Raw genomic sequence first — 16509 nt, forward strand, 5'->3', positions numbered from 1 at the left:
TTACGACGTGCCGCCCGATGTGTCGCCCCTTGATCTCTTGCTGGCCGACCGCGATGCCTGCCGGTCACTGATTCCGGTGCCGACTACGCCACCTCGCTAGCGGGGGTGGCGGTGTCCCGGACGGAATTGACGATCGCGATCAGGCGATCGACGTCGGCGGGCGGGAAGATCGCGTCGGGGTCCGAAGCGATGTCGCTGAACGGGGATTCGTAGAGCCGTTCGGGCTCCATCGCGCCGTTGCGGGTCAGGTGGGCGACGATCAGCTCGATGAAGCTGATCTGGTTGCCGGTGAGGGTCCGACCGGCCAGGAATTCGCTGAACGCTTCGTTGGCGGCCTCCCGGTCGAGCCCGACCAGCGAGCGGATGAAGAGCCCCAGCCCGTCGGAGGATCGGCGGGCACGGGCGATGTCCTCGGCACCGCCGCCGCTGGCCACCAGCATTTTCTCCAACTCGTCGAGGTCGGTGGGAGAAAGCTGCTTGTTGCGCCGCAGCTTCTGCAACGCCAGGTGGTCCTCGTGGGCGCGCAGATACATCCGGGCCTTGGCACGGAACCGCTCGAAGTCCGTGCCGATCCTGATGTCGTCGAGCGCGACGACTGAGATCTCGCCCAGCTCGTCGCTGAAGTCGGTGTAGACGATGGCTCGCTTGGACTTTGAGATGAGCCGGACCAGCCCGCGCAGGCGTCGGCGGACCAGTTCCAGCATCGGCAGCGTCACGTCCTGCCACCACTCGTCGCCGGCCACCTCGTCGAGGAGCTGCTGCTGTTCACGGACCGTGGGGATGCTGGTCTGCTCCAGCAGCATCGAGGCGATCTCCTGCACCTGCCGGCGCAGGCGGTCGTAGTCGGGCACCACCTGGAACTGGCCGAGCTGGAGACGCAGCATCAGCAGGTCGAACCGCTTGGCTGCCTCGTCGTCCTCCTGCGTCTCGGTGGGCAGGTTGGCGAGGTTGTCGCCGATCTCGTCGACCGCCTCGGCGGTGAGCCGGTGCCAGTGCGTGAAGTCGACGTAGTACTCCACCAGGCGGCGCTTGGGTCGTACGACGAAGTTTTCGGGGTGGATGTTCGCCACCCGGGCGTGGAGGTCGCGGGCCAGCTCCCAGCGCAGGCCGGACTCGCTCTGCGTCCCATCGGCGTCCGGCTCCGGGTCGGCGTCGGAATCGACGGGAAACCGCTGGTCGAGGCGGTGAACCAGGTCGAGTCGGGCCTTGAACAGCCGCTCGGTCAGCGACTCGCCCAACTTCCCTCGGGCCGGCTCCGGGTTCTCGTTGAAGAACTCGAAGTTCCGGCAGAAGTCGAAGACCAGGAAGTCGTCCTTGTGCTGCCCGGGGCCGTAGAGGTCCTTGCAGAGGCGGGTGCCCCGGCCGATCATCTGGAGGAACTTCGACTTCGACCGGACGGGCTTGCAGAAGACCAGGTTGACGACCTCGGGCACGTCGATGCCGGTGTCGAGCATGTCGACCGAAATCGCGATGTGCGGGTCCTCCTCCGGCCCTGAGAAGGCGTCGATGAGGCTCTGCGCGTACTCGGTCTTGTGCGTGATGACCCGGGCGCGGTGACCGGCGTGCGTCGGGTAGGCCAGGTCGAACCGCTCCTGGATGAAGTCGGCGTGCGCCTGGTTACGGGCGAAGATGATCGTCTTGCCGATCCGGTCCCCGCCGGCCACCTTGTGACCGTAGACCATCAACGTCTTCAGGACGTTGTCCACGGTCCCGGCGTTGAACAGCCACTTGTTGAGCGCGTCCGCGTCGACGCTGTCCGGCGGCCCGTCGTCACCCCAGTCGAGCGAGTCCCACTCGTCCTTCTCCTCCTCGGTGAGGTCGTCGTAGCGGATGCCCCGCTGGAACTCGGTCTCGACAGAGAACGCGCGCGGCCGGACGAGGTAGTTCTCCCTCACCGCGTCGTCGAGGTCGTAGTGGTCGGTGGGGACACCGTCCTCCAGGTGGAACAGGCTGTAGGTATTGCGGTCGATCTCGTTGCGCGGAGTCGCGGTGAGCCCGACCAGGAGACCGTCGAACCAGGAGAAGATGGCCCGGTACTTCTGGTAGACCGACCGGTGCGCCTCGTCGATGATGACCAGGTCGAAGTAGCCCGGCCCGAAGCGCCGTCCGCCGCTGCCGGTCTCGTTGATCAACCCCATCATCGTCGGGTACGTCGAGACGTACACCCGACCTTCGGTGTCCTTCTCAGTGACCAGGTTGACGGTGGCCGCCTGCGGCAGGTGCGCCTTGAACGCGTTGACCGCCTGGTTGACCAGGGCGGTGCGGTCGGCGAGGAACAGCACCCGCTTGACCCAGTTGGCCCGCATCAGCATGTCGACCAGGGCGATCACGGTTCGTGTCTTGCCGGCGCCGGTGGCCATGACCACGAGCGCCTGGCGCTGCTGGTCCCGCTCGAACGCCTCACCGATCTTGCGGATGGCCCGGTGCTGGTAGTGCCGCTCGACGATCTCGTCCTTGATAGGTACGCCGGCCAGCGGCTCACGGTCGGTGCGACGCTGAACGAGGAGCGCAAGCTCGTCCTGTGTGTAGAAGCCCAGCACCGGCCGGGGCGGGTAAGGTCCGTCGTCCCACAGCCAGGTGTCGTAGCCGTTGGTGTAGAAGATGACCGGCCGCTGGCCGTACTGCTTCTCCAGGCAGTCGGCGTAGAGCTTGGCCTGCTGCTTGCCGCTGGTGGCATCCCGCCGCGCGCGCTTGGCCTCGACCACCGCGAGCGGCTTGCCGTCGTCACCCCACAGCACGTAGTCGACGAAGCCGGTGCGGGTGCTGTTGGGCATTCCGGTCACCGGGAACTCGCGGGTCGCCTTGGAGTTGCGGTCGTCGGGGCCGTCGAGCCGCCAGCCGGCCTCGGCCAGCAGAAGATCGATGAACAGGTCGCGGGTCTGCGCCTCGTCGTAGTCGTGGTCGTCGGGGCGGGCATCGTTGGCGGCCTTCGCGGCGGCGACCTCCGCACGCAGCTTCGCAAGCTCGGCGTCGAGGGTGGCGCTCTTCTCGCGCTCGGCGGCCAGCGCCGCGTCCCGAGCGGCGAGCTTCTCGGCGAGCGCCTTCACCTCGGCCTGGGTTTGCTGCCGGGCCTCGGTGGATGCCGGCGAGGGGATCAGACTCCGGTCGAAGGCGAGGGCACTCGCCGGCACCTGCGACTGATCGCGGGTGTAGTGGCGGGCGATCCAGTAGGTGACGTGGAACAGCTCGCGGAGGACCGGCACCGACTCCTTCGTCGTCACCGCCATCCGCTCGTGGACGGCGCGGTTGCCCTGCTTGCGGATGACGTTCATCTTGGCCTGGATGGCGGTGCCCACCAGGTTGCGCAACGTCGGCTCGTGGATCTTCGCGGAGAGATCGTTCCGGTACGGCCTGGTAAGTGTCGCGTCGGCGTCGTAGAGCCAGCCGAGCGCGAGTTCCAGGGTGCGCCGAGCGTAGAAGCACGAGCCCCGCGGGTCGGCGACGGCAAGTCGCTCGGCCCGCAGGGCTTCGTCACGCAGCTCAGGCCACTCGGCCCGCAGGAACTCGAAGTTGCTCACGTCTACCCCCACTGTGGACAGCCGCCCAGCATCTCACATCAGAGCAACCCGCGGAAAGCCCGATCCTGCAACGACGCGAACAGCGCGTCCATCTCCGCCAGGCTGGACTCATGAGTCGCTCGTAGCGCCCTCACATCGGAGATTCGATCCACGAATTCCTGCTGCTGCTGAAGGGGTGGCACGGGTACCTGGACCGAGCCGAGACCGGCCGTGTTTAGGTTGTACTGCCCGGCGGAGGTCTTGCAGCGGTCACGCAGTGAGGAGCGGCCTGCTGACCCGCTCATGAACTGCTGGATGAAAGTGGGCAGAACGCGCTGCTCGTCGACTCGTGCACGGATGAGGTACGACGCGTAGAGGAACTGGTCTGTTGGAAATCCGCTGTCCTTCACCAAGGCTTGGTCGAAGACGGCACAGCGGCCAACAAAGTCGGGATTTCCATTAGTCCTGACGAACAGAAGATCGCCATCCGTTAGGCGGAGTCGTTCGAACTCCGCCGTCGTGGCCGGCACTGCCTTTAGCTCGTCCAAGTTAAGCGTGCCGCCAATTACATTCGGGATCCTGAGGGTTGCATACCCCGTGCTCGTCGATTTACTCGAAGTGCCGTAGCGGAACTCCCTCACAACTCCACTAAAGGGTACCGTGTTGAAGCTACCCCCATCATGACGCAGATCTCCAAACATGTTAATGAAGATGGATTTGGCGAGATCGTCTAGGTGAGCGAGGGCCGCACGCCGCTTGAGCCGCAATTCATCTGCCTGGTCCAACGCCTCCGCGATGGTGCGCTGCTTATTGAAGGATGGAAGTGGAATTTCCAAGTCAGCTAGGTGTTCGGTGCGCAGGTTATTGATGTTCGCACCTGCGGCGAGCGAGGAAATCCTAGCCCGGTAAGCTGGGGTGCGGAAATAGTGAGCGAAGTACCGAGGATCTATCCGGCTATTTGGCCGCAGAACCTTGCAGAAAGCACCGAAACTGCCACTAAAATGCTGACGAGCCTGTGCCGCTTTGCCGACGACGTCGAGGCTGCCGCTAGAAGTTGCGACGATGACATCGTAGGGTCGGATTTTCTGTTTTTCTGCAACGCGGGGTTCGGGCACGAAAATCAAGTCGGATAAATCCAGACCGTGGTCTTTTATATTTCCGGCTCGAAGAATCGGAATACGATCTGGTGCGGGGGCCGAAGAAGCTTCATCTTTAGCGTAGGTAACACCGCGGATCTGCTCTGCGAGTTCGTGAACCGGTACTAGAGGAATGTTCATCCGAGCATTCCCTTGAGGTCGGACATGCCCTGCCTAATCTCAGACTCGAGGCGTTCCAGGTCAGAAATGATGTCCAGCGGCGAGCGGTGATCGACCTCCTCGTGGACGGTTTGCTTGTAGCGGCTGAAGCTAAGATCGTGGCCTTGCTCAGCGATCTCGGCCTTGGAGACGCAGAAACTCTGTTCGGTTCGCGCCCGCTGCAACTCGTCGTCATTCCGGCGAGACCACCGCGCCAGGACGTCTGGCAGATTGTTCTTCGTATGCTCGTCCTCAGTCAGCGCAACCTTCGGCGCCGCCGTGAGCTTCTCGTCAGGCAGCAGCGGCGTCCGTTTGTCGTCCAGGCTCCAGCCGTCGGCGCTCACCTCGTAGAACCAGACGTTGTCGGTCCCGCCGCTGTCGGTCTTGGTGAAGAGCAGGATCGCCGTGGAAACGCCCGAGTATGGCTTGAAGGTCCCGCTGGGCAGCTTGACCACGCCGTCGAGCTTTTGGTCCTCGACCAGCATCCGGCGCAGTTCCCTGTGCGCCTTGCTCGACCCGAAGAGCACACCTTCCGGCACGATCACGGCCGCCCGGCCGCCCGGCTTGAGTAGCCGGAGGAAGAGGGCAAGGAACAGCAGCTCGGTCTTCTTGGTCTTGACGATCCGCTGGAGGTCCCTGGAGGTGCTCTCGTAGTCGAGGCTGCCGGCAAACGGTGGGTTGGCCAGGATCAGCGTGTATTTTTCGGACTCGCCGCTCACGCTCTCTGCTAGCGAGTCGCGGTAGCGAATGTCCGGGTTTTCCACGCCATGCAGCAGCATGTTCATGCTACCGATGCGCAGCATGACGCCGTCGAAGTCGAATCCGTGGAACATGCTCTCGTGGAAGTGCGCCCGCTGCTCGGCGTCGAGCAGCGCCTCCTCATGGGTGCGCCGGACGTAGTCACTCGCTTCGACGAGGAAGCCCGCGGTGCCGCAAGCCGGGTCGCAGATCTCGTCCTTCGGCTGCGGAGCCGTCATCTCAACCATCAGGCGGATGATGTGCCGCGACGTCCGGAACTGTCCGTTGTGCCCGGCCGTAGCGATCTTGCCGAGCATGTACTCGTAAAGGTCACCCTTTGTGTCCCGGTCCTCCATCGGGATCTGGTCAAGCATGTTGACCACGCGGTCGAGCAGCGCCGGGCCGGGGATCGTGAACCGGGCGTCCCGCATGTGGTGCGAGTAGGTCGACCCGTCACCACCGAGCGTCTGGAGGTAGGGGAAGACACGATGGGCGACGATCTTGAACATCGTCTCCGGGTCTCGGTCCTTGAACTTGGACCATCGAAGCTCTTGCTCGTCAGGCCCGAACCGCAGGGTGACCTTGGCATTCGGGAAGCGTTCCGCCTTCTTCAGCTCCCGGCTTTCGATCTCGTCCAGCCGCTTGATGAAGAGCAGGTAGGTGATCTGCTCGATCACCTCCAGTGGGTTCGAGATGCCGCCCGACCAGAAGGCATCCCAGACGCGGTCGATCTTGCTCTTCAGTTCACCGGTTATCACGTGCCTCGTCCCCATGGCGTCGCTTCAGGCTTGGCTCCACAGGCTAGTCGTCGCTCACGCCCAAGGTGAACGGGCTTGCCGATCGGGCCGAGAGTTGGCTTGTCGGGCGGTGCGGATGACGTTGCGGGCGGCGGTCGCCACCGAACAGTCCGGAATCCGGCAGACCCGGCAGCGCCCGTCCGAGTCGGATCGGTGGTCACGGAGGATCGCTCGGGCGGTGAGGATCAGCCGATTGCGAATCTGGGCCAACGACAGGAACGGCCCGGTCATGCTCAGCTCACCCCGAGGGCGGCGGCGAGTCGGATGATCGTGGCGGGAGCACGCGGGTCGCGGGCCACCTGAGCGAGCACCTCCCGGGCGGCGGGCCGCTGGCGTACCTCAGCGGGTGCCAGCCGATCCGCGTCGACAAGCACCCGGCCGGCGCCGACCGGGTCGTCGGCCTGGAGGTAGGCGCGGGCGGCGTCGACCAGGTGTGCCGCCCGGTGCTCCAGCGGTAGCCACCGCCAAGAGTCCCGCTCGGTCGTCCGCTCGTGCCAGAGGATTGCCTCGCTCGCGTCGCCCAGGTCGAGCGCTGCGACACCACGGGCCAGATCCACCGCCGTCGGCCCGAACGCGGTCCGGTGATGGTCGTGTCCCTCGCCGACCTGGGCGGCCATGCCGGCGGCCTCGTCGATGAGGTCGGCGGCGGCCCGGTCGTCGCCCCGGCGGGCCGCCCCCAGCGCGGCCTGCACAAGCAACGTCCCGCACAGCGACAACCCGCCGGGAGAGCCGTCCTCCGGGGCGATCCGGTATGCCGCCGCCAACGTGGCGGACTGCGCCTCCCGCGCCCGCCCCGACGCGCGGAACACCTGCCCGAGCTGCACCGCGGCGGCGGCCACCAACACCCGATCACCGGTCGCGGCAGCCATGGCGCGGTCCGCGGCCAGCCAGCCCAACTCGACCTCGCCGAGCTTCACCAGCAGCGAGGCGGTGAGCCGGTACGCCTCCACCAGCAGCGGACGCCCCCACCCGTCGACACGCCGCACGCCGGCCAGCACCCCCGGCACGGCGGCGATCACCTGCGGATACCGGGCATGCTGAAACATCACCCAGGCATGCTCGACGTCCCGGGCCAACCGGTCCGCCGGCAGCGCCGGGCGGCGACCCTGCGGCCCGATGTCGTACGCCGAAAGGGCCGTCCGGATCCGCTCCACGCCCTCGGTCCGCTCGGTGATCGCAGCGGGTTGCGCATCCCGGCCGAGCAACACGGCGGTGTCGATCCGCAGGACGGCGGCGATGTCCCGCAACGTCGACACCTTGTCCAGGGACCGGACACCCCGCTCGACCTTGTCGACCCAGGACTTCGACCGCCCGAGCCGGTCGGCGAACACCTGCTGCGACAGCTTCCGCCGCCCCCGCCAGTAGGCCACGCGCCGGCCGACCGGCAGCAGCTCACTTCTGTTCACGCTGCCACCGCCGGTCCGGGACCGCCCGGGTGGTTTCCTCGGCGGGTATCCGCTCCGCCTCGGCCTGGGCGAGAAGCCGCTGTCGGGCGGCCTCCCGTTCCGCCGCCTGGATCTGCTCACCCCGGTCCTCGCGCTCAGACTTCCGCCGCCCCCTCACGACCGGCACCTCGCCCGGTTCAGTTCGATCCTCGCCGCCCCGAGGTGGCAGAGCGGGCTCACGTCTAGGTGCCTGGGCGTCCAGAGGAGCCGACCGGGACATATCAACTTCTTCGCATGTCGAGTCATGACGCCTCCGGATAATTTTCGAATTTCCCAAATTAGGAGTCCAAAAAGATAGGCTAGCGAGATGGTCCTGATTTGGGAACTCACGGCGTGTCGCCGAGAGGGTGGCCGGAGGGGCGGAATACTCGCCGCATGGTCACCCCGACGATCCAGCGGCGTCGTCTCGGCAACGCCCTCAAGCGAGCACGTGAGGCGGCAGGCAAGACCCAGGAAGAGGCCGCAGAGGTCATCGACTCGGCATCGAGCAAGGTCAGCCGACTGGAGTTGGGACAGTCCGGCATCCGGCTGACCGACCTGAAGCTGTTGCTCGACTTCTACGGGGTGACCGGCGAGGATGCCGAGCCGCTACGGGACCTCGCCCGCGCCGGACGGCAGCGAGGGCGGTGGAGCGGCTACCGCAACGTGGTGCCGGACTGGTTCCGGCAGTACCTCGACCTGGAGGCGGACGCGGCGGAGATCCGCTGGTACCAGTCCGAGGTCATCCCCGGCATCCTCCAAACCGAGCCCTACATCCGAGCGATCATCGAAGGCGAGGACGTCGGGGCGCAGACCGCAGTGCGCCTCGAACGACAAAAGGTGATCGATCGGCCAGACGGGCCGGAGCTGAGCTTCATCCTCAGCGAGTCGGCGCTGCGGCGCGACCTCGGTGATCGGGCAGCAATGCGGGAGCAGCTATCCCATATCGCGGCTATTACCAACCGTCCAAATGTGACGATCCAGGTCTTTCCCCTGGATGCCGAGACGTACGTGACAGCCTCGTACAACTTCATCCTCCTCCGCTTCGGGGAAGAGGTTGCCTCTGATGTCGTCTACCTGGAGACGTTCACCGACGCGGATTACCTCGACAGCCCCGAATCGCTCCGGTCCTACAATCGGTTGTGGGGCCGTCTTCAAGCTGCGGCCCTCGGGCCGGCGGAGTCCCGCCGGCTCATTCTGGGGATCGCGGACGAGATGAAGTAGAGGCTGACATGTCGAACCCGGACCTCGCCGGTTTGGTGTGGCGCAAGTCCACCCGCAGCGACTCCAACGGCGGCGCGTGTGTCGAGGTGGCCGACCTCTGCGACGGGGTGGCCGTTCGAGACAGCAAGGACAGGACCGGTCCCGCGTTGGCCTTCGACGCCACGGGTTGGCGCACCTTCATCGACTCTCTTAAGAGCAACTAACCGTCCGTCAGAGGCCGAAGATCTGCCGGATGCGCTCTTCGACGTGATGCAGTTCGGCGGGTGCCAGCCGGCCGAGTAGTCGGCGCGGGCGAGGTTTGTTGACTCCGTCAGCGGCGATCGACCATTATCGCGACCCTGAGTAACTGTAAGGGACGAATCGGGTATCGATTACGCTGCGTTGCGCGGAGATGGCTAACCCTGTCGCCTCGCTCCACCTCTCGATCCGTAAAACCGATCCTGAACTGGGCGGATGCTCATGGCCCGGATCTACCACCCTTTCCCCTCCGGCTGCCTTTGCTCTGCAGCCACCCGCGCAGCGGGGACCGTGCGTTACCGCTGCGTCGGCGGCTGCAGAGCAAAGGCAGCAGAGAGGTACTTGTCTTCCGCCTCTTTGGCGACACACAGAGTGACGAGCGCTGAGTCCGGCGGGTAGGTGTCGGGGTAGGCCGGGGCCAGCGGCCGGGGTCAGCGGCCGGGGTCAGCGGCCGGGTCAGCGGTCTGATCAACACCAGCACGGCGAAGTGGCGGCATCGACCGCGCCCGGATGGCGCCACTTCGGCGAGGTGGTGGCGATCGGCCCACGCCCCGGACAGAGGCAGAGGCAGAGGCAGAGGCAGGCGCGCCGGGGGAGCCCTCAGCGCAGTGCGGCGCGGGCGGAGAAGGCGATGCTGGCGAGCAGGAAGCCGCCGTTGACGACGGTGAACGCCACCATCACCCAGAACGCCAGCGCGGGCGCGAACACCAGCACCAGGCCGGCCACGAAGATCACCGCGCCGTAGTCGCGGACCAGCTTCACCACCCGGACCGGCAGCGACGTCGAGGTGACCATGCTTGCCGCGTTCGGGCCGGACTGCATCACCGACGTCACCAGGTTGACCATCCAGGTTCCGGCGAAGACCGCCACCAGCCACACCGGCGTCGTCGGCCGCTGCGCCACCGCCGTGGCGGCCAGAGCGGCCACCAGCGCGATCTGGGCGGCCACGTCGCAGAGCACGTCGATCCGGGCGCCGGCCGCGCTGCCCTGCCCGGTCACCCGGGCGAGCTGCCCGTCGGCGCAGTCGAGCGCGTACGCGATCTGCCAGCCGACCAGGGCGACCAGGCCGACCACCCAGGCCGGGACGGTGCCGGCGGCCACGTCGTCGGCGAGCGCGACCACGGTCACCGAGGCGGCCAGCCCCAGCACCAGGTTGGCAAGGGTCAACGCGGTCGGGCGCAGGCCCAGCCGCTGGGCGACGAGCGCGAACGCCGCCCCGATCCACTGGCTGATCGACTCGCTGAACAGGCCGCCACCCCGGTTGACCCGGTGGAAGTCAGCGACGGTGGGACGGGGCTCAGCCAAGGCGGTCGCGGAGGGCACCGGCGTAGTCTGCCAGCCGCTCCCGGGTCTCGGAAGCCGACATCGCCAGGTGTTCGAGGATGGTGTAGCGGTCCGGCCGGGTGGCGGGCGCGAACTGCACCGCCTCGACGAACTGGTGGTCGGTCAGCTCTACCTCGGCCGGCAGCCGGGGCAGCCCGTGCCGGGCCAGGCAGGCGGACATCTCGGCGAACCGGCGCTCGTCGCCGCGTAGGAACGTGCAGAACAACGCGCCCAGCCCGGCCAGCTCGCCGTGCGAGGCGGTGCCGGGAAAGAGCGCGTCGATCGCGTGCATGATCTCGTGGCAGCCGCCGCTGGACGGGCGGCTGGTGCCGCAGACCGCCATCGCCAGGCCGCTGGAGATCAGCGCCTCGGCCAGCACCGTGACGAACGCGTCGTCGGTCATGTCGCCCGGGTGGTTGAGCACCGCCTCGGCGCCGGCCCGGGCCAGCGACGCGGCCAGCCCGTCGACCGGCTCACCGCGTACCTGGCGGGCCAGCTCCCAGTCGGCGAGCGCGCTGATGTTGCTCACCACGTCGCCGATGCCGGCGCGGTTGTGCCGCTCCGGTCCGGCCTCCACGAAGTCCAGGTCGACGATCACCGCGATCGGGATGTGCACCCCGTAGGAGCCCTTCAGGCCCTCGGTGATCAGGCTGGCCACCGGCGAGGCGATCCCGTCGTTGGCGAGCGCGGTCGCCACCGTCACCATCGGCAGCCCACGCCGGGTCGCCGCGTACTTCGCCACGTCGATGGTCTTGCCGCCGCCGATGCCGACCACCGCGTCGTACGACCGGGAGCGCAGCTTGCCGCCCAACTCGTCGGCGGCGTCCAGAGTGCCCCCGGCCACGGTGAACACGTCCGCCGACCGCAGCGACGGCCGGATCAGCTCGGCGATCTTCTCGCCCTGCCCCGGCCCGACCACCACGGCGACGTCACCACCGGCGGAGATCCGGCCGTCGGAGAGGATCGACGCCAGGTCCGCCACCGCGCCCCGCCGCACGTCGATGTGCAGCGGGGTGAGGACGCTACGGGCTAGTAGCGGCACGCGATCTCCCGCGCCCGGGCCAGGTCCTCGTGGTTGTCGACCTCGACCCAGGAGACGTCCCCGATCGGCGCCGCCCGCACCTCGCCGCCCCGGTCGGCGAACTCCTGGTAGCCGTCCTCGTAGTAGAGGTTCGGGTCACGCCGCCACGTCGCCTCCAGCGCGTCGGCGAGCGCGTCGGCCACCTGCGGCTCGATCAGCGTCGCGCCGATGTACTCGCCGTACGCCTCGCCCGGGTCCATCAGCTTGGTGATCCGGGTGAGCTGGCCGGCGGCGTCGAAGGTCGTCTTCATCTCCTCCTCGGCCAGCGGCTTGAGCGTGTCCACGGCAAGCAGGACGCCCGGCCCGCGCTCGGCCAGCAGCGTCTTCTCCACGCTCACCGGGTGCACGGTGTCGCCGTTGACGAGCAGCACGCCCCGGGAGAAGTGCTCCCGGGCCAGCCAGAGCGAGTAGGCGTTGTTCCACTCCTCCGCCTTGTCGTTGTCGACAAGCGTGATCGTGACGCCGTACTTCTCCGCCAGCTCGGCCTGCCGCTGCCGGACCGCGTCGGCCGCGTAGCCGACCACGATCACGACCTCGGTCAGCCCCACCGCGGCGAGGTTGCGCAACGCGATGTCGAGGATGGTGATCTCCCCGTCGACCGGCACCAGGGCCTTGGGCAGGGTGTCCGTGTACGGCCGCAGCCGGCGCCCCGCACCCGCGGCGAGCACCATCCCGATCATGCCGACACGCTCCTCTTCTCGACCGATTCCACGAGGCGAGGATAACGTCGGCAGCCCGGCGCTCCGGGTGCAGCCCGTGATCGCCCTACAGCCCGATCGACCGCAGCGCGGCGAAGCCGTCCGCCAGGATCCGCCGGATCATCCCGTCGTTCACGTCCCGGTGCTCGTCGAGCAGGGCGATGTCCCGCTCCGCCAGCCAGCGGAACTCGGTGTGCTCGGTCGGCTCCAGGCGGGGCCGGCTCAGGTCGCCGTCCACCCGGACCAGGAAGTCGGTCTCCACCCGGGTCAGCCCGTCGTCAGCGGTGTAGCGGTATTCGCCGACCAGGCCCAGCACGTGCGACACCGTCCAGCCGGTCTCCTCGGTGACCTCCCGGCGCAGCGCGTCGTCGATCTCCTCACCCGGCTCCAGGTGGCCGCCCGCGATGTCCCAGCAGTTGGGGAAGAGGCGTCGCCCGGGGGCGCGGCGCTGCACGAAGATGCGGCTGTCGTCGTCGACGATCAGCGCGCCGGCGCAGCGGAGGGGGTCGGTGGGCACCCTCCGACCCTAGCCATCCGCGCCGTCTCGGGCGATGCCCCTTCTTGTCCCGGTACGCATCGATGGCCCACCATGTCCGTACCCAGTCGCCGTCCCACAGGAGTGATGTGTGATGCAGGTACGGGAAGCGATGTCCAACGAGGTTCTCGTGGTCGGCCCGGAGCACACGCTCCGCCAGGCGGCCCGGATGATGTCGGCCCGCGGTGTCGGGTCGGCGGTCGTGATCGACCCGGACTCCGAGGGAGTCGGGATCATGACCGAACGCGACGTGTTGAAGGCGATCGGAGCCGGGCTCGACCCGGACGTCGAGCGTACCGCCGCCCACCTGACCTGGGACGTCGTCTACGCCGGCCCGGACTGGACGATCGAGGAGGCGGCTGCGGCGATGGCCCGGGGCGGGTTCCGCCACCTGGTGGTGCTCGACGGCCGGGAGGTGGCCGGCGTCATCTCGGTACGTGACCTGATGCGGGTCTGGGCACGGGAACACGCACCGACCCGCGCCTGAACGGGCGATGGCCCGGCCGATACCGGCCGGGCCATCGTCGTGCGGGGTGTCGCGGTCGTGCCGTCCCGTCAGGGGCCGACGAAGACCGCGGTGCCGCGCCAGTCCACGTCGTCGACGGTCGGACCGCTGAGCACCGTGGCGGTGTCGGTCGGCACGCCGTCCGACCACGCCATCGAGGACAGGCTGCCGTTGCTCCGGGAGACGACGTAGAGCTTCTCGCCGTCCAGGATCAGGCCGCCCGCGTCGGCGAAGGCGGTGGTCCCGGCGACCGTGAACCGCTCCGCGCCGACCGTGCCGGTGTCCGGTGCGAACCCACGCCAGAACAGGGTGCGCTGGCCGGCGAGCGTGTAGTAGACCCGGCCCTTGGAGTAGAACATGGCCGTCACGTTCGGCAGCTCGGCGGAGAAGTTGACAGTCATGCCCGCGTACGTCGAGCCCTCGGGCGCGGAGCCGGTCTCGATCAGGTCCCACTTCTCGTCGTGGTACGGGTCGAGCTTCTTCGGGGTGCCGAACTCGGTGCCGTCGAACGAGCGCTTGTAGAGGTTGCCGCCGACGCCGTAGAACAGGTCACCGCCGACCCAGAACGCGCCCTTGACGCCCGACCACCGGGTGTCGTCGGGGTTCGGCACCGACATCGCGGTGCCGACCGTGCTCGCGCCGTCGTACGACCGCTTGGTGATGCTGTCGACGGTGGTGGCCGGCGGCACCGGCGGCAGCTTGACGATCTCGATGCCCTGGACCAGCGGGTTCTCCAGGACCCGACCGAAGTCGACGTCGATGTTGCCGTCGCTGGTGACCGAGAAGGCGCGCATGGTGCCCTTGTTGGTGGCGCCGATCGCGGCGATCGGGTCGAAGTTGCTCAGTTTCAGCACGCCGTCGACGCTGACGTTGAACTTGCGCTTCCCAGCGGTGGAAGTGCCGTTGTAGCGGTTGGCGAGGTAGAGCCGCACCTGCACCGGGGTGCCGGCCGGCACCGGGAAGTCCCACTGCATGTCCGGTGCGGGCGCCTCGTCCCAGCGCTCGCTGTTGAACACCTCGACCGGCGTGTCCGCCGGCACCGTGGCGTCGAACGAGGCGTTCGTGCCGTACGTCAGGACCTGGCTGCCGGCGTTGTGGTATTCGCTCGGCGCGGTCGGGCTGTCACCGGCCCAGGCCGGCCCGCTCGGCGCGGCCAGCTCGGCACCGCCCGCGTTGACCCGGTAGAGCACGTCCGAGGCATCCGGCGTCGGCGCGGTCTTGACGATCTCGATGCCCTGGATCAGCGGGTTCTCCAGCTCGCGGCCGAAGTCGACGTCGACCACGCCGTCGCTGACCACGGAGAAGGACTGCATCGTGCCGCGGTCGGTGCCACCGGCGACGGCGACCGGGTCGAAGTCGTTCAGCTTGAGCACGCCGTCGATGCTGACGTCGAACTTCCGCTTGCCGACGGTGCCCGTCCGGGAGTAGCGGTTGGCCAGGTAGAGGCGGACGTCGACCCGGGTGCCGGCCGCGACCGGGATGTCCCACTGCATGTCCGGCGCGGCGGCCTCGTCCCACCGCTCGCTGTTGAACAGCGTCGTCGGGGTGCTCGCCGGGACGGTGTCGTCGAACGTGGCGTTCGTGCTGTACGTCGACACGCTGTTGCCGCTGTTGTGGTGCGGGCTGGGCGCGGTGGTGCTGTCGGCGGCCCAGTCCGGCCCGCCGTCGGTCGCCGGGATGGCCGGTCCACCGGCGTTGACCCGGTAGAGCACCTCGGTCTGCGCCGCCCGACCGGCCTGGTAGATGTCGCCGGGCAGGCCCTTCGTGCTGGTCGAGTGCGGGGCGTTGCCGCCGTCCAGCGGGAAGAAGGCCAGCCGCTTCCGCTGGAATTCGCGGTTGCCGATGTATTCCTGGTCGCTGCCCAGCCAGAGGCCCTGCGGGGTGACAAGCATCTCGGTGACGCCGTAGCCGCGCGGGTGGCGGCCCGGGTTCCAGGACAGCGGCAGGCCGCTGGCCGGGTCGAGAGCTGCGATGCTGGCCCGCGGCACCGCGCCCGGCGCGGCCTTGTCGCGCCCGAGCGGGTTGTTCGACCAGCGGAAGTGACCGCCGACGTAGACGGCCTTCTCGCTGATGCCGACGGAGAGGAAGGTGTCGCCGCCGCTGAAGTTGGTCCAGGTCGGCTTCTGACCGGCGCCGGTGGCGTCGGTCTCCCAGCGGGCCGCCGAGTCGCAGAGCGTGCCCGGGAAGGAAGCGCCGGTGGTGCCCACCACGAAGTACTTGCCGTCCGGTGAGAACTGCACGTCCCGTACCCACGAGTCGAACGCGCTGTACTTGCAGGCGCCGGAGTAGCTGTCGGTGTTCCAGTCGGCGACGGTGGCGGAACTCGCGCCCAGGTTGATCCGCACGATCTGGTCGTGCACGACGCCGTCGGCCTTCTTGAAGTTGCCGATGACCACGAGGTGCTTGCCGTTCGGCGAGACGGTCATCTTCTCGACGCCGACGCCGGCCGAGGCACCGCCGTTGGTCGCCGTCCAGTTGTGGTGCTCGGTCAGCGACACGGTGAGGTAGTCGTCGACCGCGCCGGTGGTCGGGTTGAGCGAGGCGAGCCCGGCCCGGTCGGTGGTCGCGGTGACCGTGCTGAAGATGCCGCCGACGAGCAGGTGGTCGTCGATGAGCGCGAGGTCGCTGACCGCGCCGTTGAACGCCGGGCCCTTGAAGCCGTCGACCGGGGTGCCGTCGGCGACGTTCAGGAGCACGAGCTTGCGGAAGCTCTTGCCGTCGACCTTGTTGAACCCACCGGCGAGGTAGACCGTGCCCGGCGTCGGGCCGGCGATCACCGCGGTCACGTCACCGTCGAGCAGCGGCGCGAACGCGTTGTCGATCTTGCCGGTCGCCTTGTCGAAGGCGAGCACGCCCCGGCGGTCGACCGGGGTGGGCGACGAGCCGCGGTTCTGCGCGTTGGTGAACGAACCGCCGACGATCACCTTGCTGCCGGCGTCGTAGATGGCCACGACGTTGCCGTCGTTGATGTTCGGCGTCTTGTCCGACGTCGCCTCACCGACAAGCGTGCTGTGGTCGGGTGCGACCGTGGCCGCGGGCGCGGCAAGTGCCGGCACCGGCGTGAACAGGGTGGCGATGCCGAGCACGGCGGCGCCGAAGGCGGACACCGAGCGGTGTCTCAGGAACGAGGAAGGCACAGGCTGCTCCGGGGGGAA

The 16509-nt window shown here is 68.0% G+C and carries 13 protein-coding genes; 3 read left to right on the forward strand and 10 right to left on the reverse strand.

Annotation, left to right across the window (positions count from 1 at the left end; genetic code table 11):
* Positions 1–83 precede the first annotated feature (83 nt).
* From O7602_RS29780 to O7602_RS29800, 5 genes are all read right to left on the reverse strand, one after another.
* Positions 84–3518, reverse strand: a complete 3435-nt coding sequence (locus tag O7602_RS29780) for a DEAD/DEAH box helicase family protein (RefSeq protein ID WP_281585899.1) — start codon at positions 3516–3518, stop codon at positions 84–86.
* A gap of 38 nt (positions 3519–3556) precedes the next feature.
* Positions 3557–4774: a restriction endonuclease subunit S gene (locus tag O7602_RS29785; protein ID WP_281585900.1), complete on the reverse strand. Its 1218-nt coding sequence runs from the start codon at positions 4772–4774 to the stop codon at positions 3557–3559.
* Positions 4771–6288 (reverse strand): class I SAM-dependent DNA methyltransferase, encoded by a 1518-nt coding sequence (locus tag O7602_RS29790; RefSeq protein ID WP_281585901.1) that lies wholly within the window; start codon positions 6286–6288, stop codon positions 4771–4773. Before O7602_RS29790 ends, O7602_RS29785 begins: the two co-directional genes overlap by 4 nt.
* Positions 6289–6560: 272 nt before the next feature.
* Positions 6561–7733: a helix-turn-helix domain-containing protein gene (locus O7602_RS29795; protein ID WP_281585902.1), complete on the reverse strand. Its 1173-nt coding sequence runs from the start codon at positions 7731–7733 to the stop codon at positions 6561–6563.
* The gene (locus O7602_RS29800; RefSeq protein ID WP_281585903.1) at positions 7720–7890 is read right to left on the reverse strand and encodes a hypothetical protein; all 171 of its coding nucleotides are present in this window, start codon (positions 7888–7890) and stop codon (positions 7720–7722) included. Before O7602_RS29800 ends, O7602_RS29795 begins: the two co-directional genes overlap by 14 nt.
* A 257-nt stretch (positions 7891–8147) precedes the next feature.
* Between O7602_RS29800 and O7602_RS29805 the strand changes: the two genes are divergently transcribed.
* Together O7602_RS29805 and O7602_RS29810 are read left to right on the forward strand one after the other, a co-directional pair.
* Positions 8148–8975, forward strand: a complete 828-nt coding sequence (locus O7602_RS29805; RefSeq protein WP_281585904.1) for a helix-turn-helix transcriptional regulator — start codon at positions 8148–8150, stop codon at positions 8973–8975.
* A gap of 8 nt (positions 8976–8983) precedes the next feature.
* Positions 8984–9178, forward strand: a complete 195-nt coding sequence (locus O7602_RS29810) for a DUF397 domain-containing protein (RefSeq protein ID WP_281585905.1) — start codon at positions 8984–8986, stop codon at positions 9176–9178.
* A gap of 634 nt (positions 9179–9812) precedes the next feature.
* Here O7602_RS29810 and O7602_RS29815 read toward each other — a convergent pair.
* From O7602_RS29815 to O7602_RS29830, 4 genes are all read right to left on the reverse strand, one after another.
* Positions 9813–10535, reverse strand: coding sequence for a CDP-alcohol phosphatidyltransferase family protein (locus tag O7602_RS29815; protein ID WP_281585906.1), 723 nt, complete (start codon positions 10533–10535; stop codon positions 9813–9815).
* Entirely contained in the window at positions 10510–11577 is a 1068-nt protein-coding gene (locus tag O7602_RS29820; RefSeq protein ID WP_281585907.1) for an iron-containing alcohol dehydrogenase family protein, read from the reverse strand. The genes O7602_RS29815 and O7602_RS29820 overlap by 26 nt, the downstream gene beginning before the upstream one ends.
* Entirely contained in the window at positions 11565–12296 is a 732-nt protein-coding gene (locus O7602_RS29825) for a phosphocholine cytidylyltransferase family protein (protein ID WP_281585908.1), read from the reverse strand. The genes O7602_RS29820 and O7602_RS29825 overlap by 13 nt, the downstream gene beginning before the upstream one ends.
* An 85-nt stretch (positions 12297–12381) precedes the next feature.
* Positions 12382–12831 (reverse strand): NUDIX domain-containing protein, encoded by a 450-nt coding sequence (locus O7602_RS29830; RefSeq protein WP_281585909.1) that lies wholly within the window; start codon positions 12829–12831, stop codon positions 12382–12384.
* Positions 12832–12943: 112 nt separating this feature from the next.
* On the opposite strand from O7602_RS29830, the gene O7602_RS29835 reads away from it, so the two are divergent.
* A complete protein-coding gene (locus tag O7602_RS29835) occupies positions 12944–13336 on the forward strand; it encodes a CBS domain-containing protein (protein WP_281585910.1) in 393 nt (130 codons plus the stop codon).
* A gap of 68 nt (positions 13337–13404) precedes the next feature.
* Here O7602_RS29835 and O7602_RS29840 read toward each other — a convergent pair whose 3' ends face one another.
* The gene (locus O7602_RS29840) at positions 13405–16461 is read right to left on the reverse strand and encodes a malectin domain-containing carbohydrate-binding protein (RefSeq protein ID WP_281585911.1); all 3057 of its coding nucleotides are present in this window, start codon (positions 16459–16461) and stop codon (positions 13405–13407) included.
* Positions 16462–16509: the final 48 nt, after the last annotated feature.

The organism is Micromonospora sp. WMMD1128, assembly GCF_027497235.1.
In the GTDB taxonomy this organism is placed as follows: domain Bacteria; phylum Actinomycetota; class Actinomycetes; order Mycobacteriales; family Micromonosporaceae; genus Micromonospora.

Coding starts and splice junctions, on each gene's coding strand:
- O7602_RS29810 (WP_281585905.1), top strand. CDS start 8,984: ATGTCGAACCCGGACCTCGCCGGTTTGGTGTGGCGCAAGTCCACCCGC.
- O7602_RS29835 (WP_281585910.1), top strand. CDS start 12,944: ATGCAGGTACGGGAAGCGATGTCCAACGAGGTTCTCGTGGTCGGCCCG.
- O7602_RS29785 (WP_281585900.1), bottom strand. CDS start 4,774: ATGAACATTCCTCTAGTACCGGTTCACGAACTCGCAGAGCAGATCCGC.
- O7602_RS29805 (WP_281585904.1), top strand. CDS start 8,148: ATGGTCACCCCGACGATCCAGCGGCGTCGTCTCGGCAACGCCCTCAAG.
- O7602_RS29825 (WP_281585908.1), bottom strand. CDS start 12,296: ATGATCGGGATGGTGCTCGCCGCGGGTGCGGGGCGCCGGCTGCGGCCG.